The organism is Streptomyces sp. NPDC006510 (assembly GCF_040611955.1).
In the GTDB taxonomy this organism is placed as follows: Bacteria; Actinomycetota; Actinomycetes; order Streptomycetales; family Streptomycetaceae; genus Streptomyces.
On the sequence record NZ_JBEXPH010000386.1, the window covers coordinates 1 to 3,032 of the forward strand.

Sequence of the window (3,032 nt, forward strand, 5' to 3'; positions counted from 1 at the left end):
GGCTCGGCGCCGGCCGGCAGGTGACCGTGGCCCAGTTGTTCGCCGCGCCCACGGTCGCCGCCTTCGCCGCCGAGCTGGCACGGGCGGTCGCCCTGCCCGCGCCCGCCGCCGCTTCCCCCATCCCGCGCCGCCCCCGGGTGCCGCGTCGTCCGCAACCCCAGACCCAGCCCAGCAGAAAGCAGGAGGAGTGGCAGTGGACCTCAGTGTGATGTTCTTCGGTGCGGACAGCACCACTGCCGGCGCGGCCCGGCACACCGAGACGTACGAGGACATCCTCGCCGTGGCCCGGACCGCCGACCGGCTCGGGTTCCACGCCGTCTGGACCCCCGAGCGCCACTTCCAGCAGGTGGGACAGGTCTTCCCCAGCCCGCCGGTGCTCGGCGCGGCACTCGCCGTCGCCACCGAACGGATCGGGATCCGCGCGGGCAGTGTCGTCCTGCCGCTGCACCACCCGCTGCGGGTGGCGGAGGACTGGGCCGTCGTGGACAACCTCTCGCACGGGCGGGTGGGCCTCTCCGTCGCCACCGGCTGGCACTCCAAGGACTTCACGCTGGCCCCCGAGCAGTACGCGGACCGCCGGCGGACCGCCCTGGAGACGATCCCCCGGCTGCGGTCGCTGTGGGCGGGCGAGCCCGCCGAGTACCCCGACGGCACGGGCACCCCGGTCTCCGTCACGCCCCAGCCCCGGCCCGTACAGGACACCCTGCCGCTGTGGGTCACCACGTCCGGCAATCCGGAGACCTGGGAGGCGGCCGGCCGGCTGCGGGCCGGAGTGCTCGGCGCGACCGTCGGGCAGAGCCGGGACGAGCTGGCCGAGAAGATCGCCCGCTACCGCACCGCCTGCGCCGCGGCCCCCGACCAGCGGGGCACCGACGCACACGGCCGGGTCACGCTGATGGCCCACACGTATGTCGGCACCGACGACGCCGAGGTCCGCCGGATGGCGGGCGCTCCGCTCAAGACCTATCTCGCCTCGTACGTCCGCCAGACCGCGGCCAACCGCTCCGCGGACGCCACGACCGCTGCGCTCACCGAGGAACAGACCGCGATGCTCGCGGACTTCGCCTTCGAGCGCTGTCTGAGCTGGGGCAGCCTGCTCGGCTCCCCCGGCCACTGCGCCAAGATGCTCGCCGATCTGGCGGAGCTGGGCGTCGACGAGGTCGCCTGCTTCATCGACTTCGGCATCGGACGGGACGACGTACTGGCCGGGCTGCACCGGCTGGCCGAACTGAAAGAGAACCTGTGATGAGCGCCCCCACCGTTTCGCGCACCGTCCCGGGTGCGGCATCCCCCTCCATGGCCGACCGGTTCGGCGCACTCGGCAGGGAGCAGCGGATCCGCCTGATGCGTCGCCTGCTGGAGGCGGGGCGGGCCCGCGAGATACCCGCCGTCATACCGCCGCGCGACCCGGCCCGCCGGGTGCCGCTCAGCCCCGCGCAGCACGACCTGTGGGTGTACGACTCGCTGTATCCCGGCACCCCCGCGCTCAACCTGTGCGCGGCCTACCACTTCGAGCGGCCCGTCGACCCGGCGCATCTGGAGGCGGCGCTGACGCTGATCCAGCGTCACCACGACATCCTGCGGACCCGGATCGTGACGGACCCCTCGGGCGAACTGCATGTCGAGTTCCGCGACGACGGGACCTTCGATCTGGAGCAGGAGGATCTGCGGGGCACCGGCAGGACGATCGACGAGGCCTTCGAGACCTTCCGCAGCCGCCCCTTCGATCTCGGCCGGGACAAGCTGATCCGGGCCCGGTTCGTCCGGGTCGGCGAACGGCGTTCCACGCTGATGCTGAGCCTGCACCACACCATCAGCGACTGGTGGTCGTTCGATGTGCTGCAGAACGAGTTCGCGCAGGCGTACGGCGCGCTGCGCGACGGTCTGGAGCCGCCGCTGACCCGGCCGGCCGTCCAGTACGCCGACTTCTCGGCCTGGCAGGACGAGCTGGCGGAATCCGGGGTCTTCGCGAGCCGGCTCGGCTTCTGGCGGCGCTATCTCGCCGACCCGCCCGGTCCGCTCACCGTGCCGGGCGGCACCGGCGGTGTCACCGGCGACGAGGGCATCGCGCAGATTCCCTTCCACATCGACGCGCCGACCACCGCCGCAGTGCGGGCCCTGGCCCGGGAGCGCGGCGCCTCCGTCTACGTCGTCCTCATGGCCGCCTTCGCGGTCCTGGCGCACCGGGTCAGCGGCGCCGACGACCTGGTGCTCGGCACCCCCATCGCCAACCGCGCGGCCAAGGGCCTCGACCAGGTCATCGGGTACGTCATGAACGCCGTGCCGACCCGCTGGAAGGTGACGCCGGAGAGGTCCTTCGCCGATGTGCTCGCCGGGTTCGCCGTCGACTTCCCGGATCTGATGGCCAACGCGGACGTGCCCGTCGGCCGGATCGTGTCGGCCGCCGCGCCCGAGCGCAGTGCGGGCCGGGCCCCGCTGTACCAGTGGGTGTTCATGCACCTGACGCAGCAGCCGAGCGTCTCGGTGATGAAGGAGTTCGCGGAGCCCGAGCGCATCCACACCGGCGGCGAGCACGACCTGGTCGGCGTGGTGAAGGACAGCGGTGACGGCATGGAGGGCAGCTTCGGGCTGCGTACCGACGTCTTCAGCACCGCGACGGTGGCCCGCTGGACGCAGTGCTACGTCGAGCTCCTGCGGCAGATCACCGCCGACCCGACCGCGCTCATCGGCGACATAGACCTGGTGCCGCCGGCCCTGCGCGGTCAGCTGCTCGCCGGTTCCACCGGGCCCACCGCCCCTGCCCCTCTCCCGCTGCCCGAGCTGGTGACCCGGCAGGCGGCCCGCACGCCGAACGCACCGGCCGTCGAGTCGCCGGAGCACACCCTGAGCTATGCCCAACTGGACGACCGGGTGGCCCGGCTGGCCGGCCACCTGGTGCGTCGCGGCGCCGGCCCGGGGCGGATCGTGGCCCTGGCCCTCGCCCGCGGCAGCGACTGGCCGGTGGCGGCGCTGGCCCTCCAGCGCGCCGGCGCCCCCTAACAGCCCGAGGACCCCGCCCACCCGGCCGAGCG

3 protein-coding genes are annotated in these 3,032 nt (G+C 73.5%); all 3 read left to right on the forward strand.

Going from position 1 to position 3,032, the window contains the following annotated elements:
- A partial coding sequence (locus tag ABZY11_RS43695) for a hypothetical protein (RefSeq protein ID WP_356484500.1) occupies nt 1-209 on the forward strand: 209 nt, incomplete at its 5' end.
- Nucleotides 194-1,246 (forward strand): MupA/Atu3671 family FMN-dependent luciferase-like monooxygenase, encoded by a 1,053-nt coding sequence (locus ABZY11_RS43700; RefSeq protein ID WP_356484501.1) that lies wholly within the window; start codon nt 194-196, stop codon nt 1,244-1,246. The genes ABZY11_RS43695 and ABZY11_RS43700, both read left to right, overlap by 16 nt.
- Nucleotides 1,246-3,000: a condensation domain-containing protein gene (locus tag ABZY11_RS43705; protein ID WP_356484502.1), complete on the forward strand. Its 1,755-nt coding sequence runs from the start codon at nt 1,246-1,248 to the stop codon at nt 2,998-3,000. The genes ABZY11_RS43700 and ABZY11_RS43705 overlap by 1 nt, the downstream gene beginning before the upstream one ends.
- Nucleotides 3,001-3,032: the final 32 nt, after the last annotated feature.